The organism is Paenibacillus ehimensis NBRC 15659, from assembly GCF_004000785.1.
GTDB lineage: Bacteria > Bacillota > Bacilli > Paenibacillales > NBRC-103111 > Paenibacillus_G > Paenibacillus_G ehimensis.
The window spans coordinates 1-994 of record NZ_BILX01000195.1; the positions used below are offsets into that span (position 1 = coordinate 1).

The window sequence follows — 994 nt, forward strand, 5'->3', positions numbered from 1 at the left end:
AAACAGTTGTTGCCCTTTTAATTAGATGGGCCGCTTTATCAACTAGGATACGTATGAAGGGGATATTGCTAATCCGCTGAGCTTGAATCTTTATACGTATACCGCTAACAACCCTTTAAAATATATTGATCCTTCGGGTCATGAATATGGTAAGGTAAGAGAATTCGCAGAAGGTTATCATGGGTCTGTAACTACGGGTCTAGAAATTGTCGGATTGGAACCAAAATATTATTTGGATCATAAGCGTGAAGTAAGAACTTATTATAAGGAAATATATAGAGGATATGCTGATATTAAAGTGGGTGACAACAAGGCAAGATTTTATTATGATGAACATGATATTAAAGATGGAAGCATGTATATGGAAAGAAAGGAATTTCTGAATAAGTTAGGTATATCTTACGAATACTCGGAATTTGAATATATCTACACTCCTGAGAGAAAAACGGCAAGATTAGGTTCGATTTTTGGCGAAGCCGCTGCTGGTAACAATTTGAAGAAGGTATCGGGATGGGGTGAATCTTTGTTGGGTTTACTTGCTAGTGAATATATTACAAACGACTATGATCTTAAAAAAGAAGCAATGGCAGAGACTGGAACTTATAAAGTGAAGTCTATTGGTGTGCCTGTGAATCTTGGTTTCATAAGGGGGACGCAAACATTCTATAATTATGAGTATATCTCTCCTAGCGGGACAACGTTTTGGTTGATAAGCGAGACAGATAATATCGAGAATTATAATTATAAAGTTAAGTATGGAAAATAGACATACAAATTATAAAGGAGTTGTATGTAAATAACTACTTTTTCATTAAGATATCTACTGGTAGGAATCACTATTTTAGCATTAATAATGCTTAAAGAATATCTTATAAGTCGTGGGATTATTAGTGAGAAGCAAGCATCTTTAATTACCCTATTCCTAACGATTATTTTGATTATTGTCTTAGTGTTTACTATTTTTTTCTAACCATAAACCACATGCGACTAGCTC

1 pseudogene is annotated in these 994 nt (G+C 34.2%); it reads left to right on the forward strand.

Annotated features, from left to right (window positions below):
• Window positions 1-25: 25 nt before the first annotated feature.
• A pseudogene (locus PEH01S_RS36265) lies at window positions 26-142 on the forward strand (RHS repeat-associated core domain-containing protein); the annotation flags it as partial.
• Between the last annotated feature and the right edge of the window lie 852 nt (window positions 143-994).